The following is a 3747-nucleotide window of genomic DNA, read 5'->3' as shown; positions in this document are numbered from 1 at the left end:
GAAGGCGTCGAAGCGAAAAGTGGCCCCGGCGAGGACAGTTTTCGCCGGGTTTGCAGCGCCATAGCCGTAGCTATGGGGCAAAAAGCCGGTGAAAAATGGACCGTCGCGGCCGCTTTGCAGCCGACGTTCCTTCTGCCGCCCAGGCTCCTAGCTCCACTGTGAGGTTTTTACCGGTTTGTCCGCAAAGCTGTCAGATACCCCGGTTCTTAGCGAAAACCGTCCCAGAGCAGCTTGACGCCAGTGAGGAACATGCCGGCATAAAGAATTTGGTAGAACAACACTGGATCAATGCGGCGGGCCAGACGCACGCCTATCCACACCCCGAGCGGCGCCAGCGGCAACAGCACCAGCGAGGTCGCCATGTTGCGCATGTCCAGCAGACCCAGCCAGGCGTAGGGAATCCACTTGGACAGGTTGATGACAAAGAAGAAAAACGCCAATGTGGCCGTGAAGGTCAGCGGCGGCAAGCGCAGCGGAATCACATAAGCGCTGACAGGTGGCCCGCCGGCGTGAGCAATGAAACTGGTGAAACCGGAGGTCACGCCGAGCAACGCACCCAGCCAGCGCGGCGGCGGCGGGCTGTCGGGCCGGGGCGGGAACAGCAGGCGCTGCGCCAGAAACAGCAAGGTGAACGCGCCCACAATGCCGGCGACGATGTTCGGGGGAAGCACCTTGAACAGCAGCATGCCGGTCAGGGTGCCCACCAGGCCACAGGGCACAAGGAACTTCACCAGCCGCATGTCGAAGTTCTTACGGAAAGCGGCCATGCCCAGGATGTCAATCAGCAGCAGGATGGGCATCAGGATGGCCGCCGCCTGCGGCACCGTCACGGCCAGCGCCATCAGCGGCACGGCCAGCGAGCCAAAGCCGGCGCCAAAGCCGCTTTTGCTGACACCCATCAGCAGGACGGCCGGAATCGCGACAGCGTAGAAGAAGGGATCGGTGATGAGCGGAAAGGCCACGGGCAAGCAGGGAAAAAGAACAGACATGCAGACATGCAGACATGCAGACAAAAACACGAACAGCCGGGGCCGATTATCGGTCTTGCGCGGCCCTCCCGCCGCGCGGGCCGCAACGCACCGCCCATCTGTTGTTTGTGCATCAAATCAGACTCCAGCTCTTACCACACGGCTTCATTTAGCTATACTTTTTATAGCGCACCGGGGCTGCGAGTTTTCACTACTGGGCTTTCTGCCGGAGGCAGGCCTTATGAATTTCCGGACGCGTCAGCCGCGCGCTGGCCGGCGCCGCGCCGCTGATCGGGCTGCCGCTTCAGAGCAGCGCGCATGTCTGTAGGGCGCGCAGTCATGATGAACCAGGCGCCGCCCCAGGCCCTTTTTTTAGTGCTGCGGCACGTGCCTGCACAGGTAGCTCATCTGCTGTGCCACAAAGCCGTCAAAGGCCGCCAGCAGGGGCCGGAATTTCTCAGCGCTGCCCTCCAGCCGGGCCAGCGCAGCGCAGACCGCTTCCAGCGTGGACAACTGGTCGGGGCGGTGTGCGCGGCAGATGCAAGCGCTTTGCGGCCGCAGGCAGATCGCGCAGCTTGGGCGCCTGCTCACCGGCCTATCATCGCCAGGTAAGCCTCGCGTGTTTCCGGGTCCACGGATTTCAGCAACTGCTGGTAGGGCGTCTGGTGCCGGGCCAGCATACGCGCCGAGGCGATGGCTTTGGAGCGGCAGTACCAGTGGCAGGTGTGCTGCATCAAGAACAATTCAGCCGACAGCGTGAAAGCCTTGTCGCGCGCAGGGCGACCCTTCTCATTGTTGGCCGCGCGCGCTATTCCCTGCGCATGGATAGTCAGGGCTTTGCGCATGTCGAAGGTGTTGTCGGGGAAAAACCGGTCGGCTTCAGGCAGAAACACCGGCAGCTTGCTGACGCGGGCATCGGCCAGGTCCACGGCTGAGAAGTCTGCGGCGAAGCGGCGGAATTGCTCAACCAACTGCTCTTCGGAAGTGGCCAGCATGTTCCATATCTGCGTCTGGCGCGCCGGCTCTTTTTCGCCCAGCGCCCGCAAATACCCTTCGGTCAGACTTTCCATCAGTTTTTCCACCTGGTATCTGCCCAGATGGCTGGCCAGCAGCGCAATGCGCTTGGCCTGGGTTTTCGATTTAAGCCGGTAGACGCCGAAGGCAGCCACCATCAGCAGGAGCACAAAAATTTCCATCGCAGCAAGGGTCCGTAACAACAAGGGCCCCAGTGTAGTGGCCGATGGCCCAGGCCCCTGACGCTCCCGTGCGCCGGATGAATTGCGTTTTGCAGGCACATTCAAACTCAGGCACGATGGTTCTCATGAACAACGCCCCGCCCTACATCCCCCCCGCCATCTGGTCACCACCGCCGTCGAACGGTGGCCGCTTCGCCAACATCAACCGGCCCGTGGCCGGCCCCACCCACGACAAGGAATTGCCGGTGGGCCGCCACCCGCTGCAGCTGTATTCGCTGGGCACGCCCAATGGCGTCAAGGTCACGGTGTTGCTGGAGGAGTTGCTGGCTCTGGGCCACAGCGCTGCAGAGTACGACGCCTGGCTGATCCGCATCCACGAGGGTGAACAGTTCGGCAGCGGCTTTGTGGCAGCCAACCCCAACTCCAAGATCCCGGTGCTGGTGGACCGCAGCGGCGCCACCCCCGTGCGGGTCTTCGAGTCCGGCGCCATCCTGCACTACCTGGCCGAGAAGTTCGGTGTGTTTTTGCCGGCTGGCGGCGCCCCGCGTGCCGAGTGCCTGTCCTGGCTGAACTGGCAAATGGGCAGCGCGCCTTTTCTGGGCGGTGGCTTCGGCCACTTCTACGCCTACGCCCCGAGCAAGATGGAATATCCCATCAACCGCTACGCGATGGAAGTCAAGCGCCAGTTGGATGTGCTGGACCGCCGCCTGGCCGAGGTGCCCTACCTGGCAGGCGAGGACTACACCATTGCCGACATGGCGGTATGGCCCTGGTACGGCACCCTCGTGAAAGGCCAGCTCTACGAAGCCGGGGAGTTCCTGCAAGTACAGACCTACACCCACGTGCTGCGCTGGACCAACGAGATTGCCAAACGACCCGGCGCCAGGCGCGGCCGCATGGTGAATCGCACCTGGGGCGAAGCGTCCAGCCAGTTGCATGAACGCCATGAGGCCAGCGACTTCGACACCCGCACCCAGGACAAACTGGCGCCGTCGGCATGATCACGCTGTACGACTGCGCCACCGCCCCCAGCCCGCGGCGTGCGCGCATCCTGCTGACTGAAAAAGGCCTGGCCCATGAGACCGTGCAGGTGGACCTGCGCGCTGGCGAACAGATGGGGGAGGCCTACCGCCGGGTCAACCCGCAGTGCACCGTGCCTGCGCTGCGCACCGCCGAGGGCGTGATGCTCACCGACAACGCTGCAATTGCGGCCTGGCTGGAGGCGCACTGCCCCCAACCGCCCCTGCTGGGCAGCACGGCGCTGGAAAAAGCCGATATCGCGAGCTGGCAGTGGCGCATCGAGTTTGAAGGCTTGCTGGCGATTGCCGAATGCCTGCGCAACAGCTCATCTGGGATGGCGAACCGCGCACTGCCCGGACCGGTGGACTACCCGCAGATTCCCGAACTCGCCCAGCGCGGCCTGGCACGCGTGCAGCAGTTTTTTTCGGTACTCGATGAACGGCTGCGAGGCCGCGATTTCATTGCGGCAGACCAGTTCAGCATGGCCGACATCACCGCCGTGGTGGCGGTGGATTTTGCACGCATCATCAAGGAGCCTGGGCGGCAGAAGGCGTCGAAGCGAA

5 protein-coding genes are annotated in these 3747 nt (G+C 63.3%); 2 read left to right on the top strand and 3 right to left on the bottom strand.

Features of this window, described 5'->3' with window-relative positions; translation table 11 throughout:
- Window positions 1–206 precede the first annotated feature (206 nt).
- From Q8O29_RS03735 to Q8O29_RS03725, 3 genes are all read right to left on the bottom strand, one after another.
- Entirely contained in the window at window positions 207–962 is a 756-nt protein-coding gene (locus Q8O29_RS03735) for a sulfite exporter TauE/SafE family protein (RefSeq protein ID WP_305560720.1), read from the bottom strand.
- Window positions 963–1340: 378 nt separating this feature from the next.
- Window positions 1341–1559 carry a hypothetical protein gene (locus Q8O29_RS03730; protein ID WP_305560718.1) on the bottom strand — a complete coding sequence of 73 codons (219 nt, stop codon included), beginning with the start codon at window positions 1557–1559 and terminating at the stop codon, window positions 1341–1343.
- The gene (locus Q8O29_RS03725) at window positions 1556–2164 is read right to left on the bottom strand and encodes a hypothetical protein (protein WP_305560719.1); all 609 of its coding nucleotides are present in this window, start codon (window positions 2162–2164) and stop codon (window positions 1556–1558) included. The genes Q8O29_RS03730 and Q8O29_RS03725 overlap by 4 nt, the downstream gene beginning before the upstream one ends.
- A 125-nt stretch (window positions 2165–2289) precedes the next feature.
- On the opposite strand from Q8O29_RS03725, the gene yghU reads away from it, so the two are divergent.
- A complete protein-coding gene (gene yghU, locus Q8O29_RS03720; RefSeq protein WP_305560717.1) occupies window positions 2290–3165 on the top strand; it encodes a glutathione-dependent disulfide-bond oxidoreductase in 876 nt (291 codons plus the stop codon).
- Window positions 3162–3747: glutathione S-transferase family protein (locus Q8O29_RS03715; protein ID WP_305560716.1), on the top strand; the 586-nt coding region annotated here is incomplete at its 3' end. The genes yghU and Q8O29_RS03715, both read left to right, overlap by 4 nt.

Source organism: Polaromonas sp. (assembly GCF_030689685.1).
Lineage (GTDB): Bacteria > Pseudomonadota > Gammaproteobacteria > Burkholderiales > Burkholderiaceae_C > Polaromonas.
The sequence above is the reverse complement of the archived record's forward strand: the minus strand, read 5'-3'. Positions and strand labels throughout refer to the sequence as shown.

Coding starts and splice junctions, on each gene's coding strand:
- Q8O29_RS03725 (WP_305560719.1), bottom strand. CDS start 2,164: ATGGAAATTTTTGTGCTCCTGCTGATGGTGGCTGCCTTCGGCGTCTAC.
- yghU (WP_305560717.1), top strand. CDS start 2,290: ATGAACAACGCCCCGCCCTACATCCCCCCCGCCATCTGGTCACCACCG.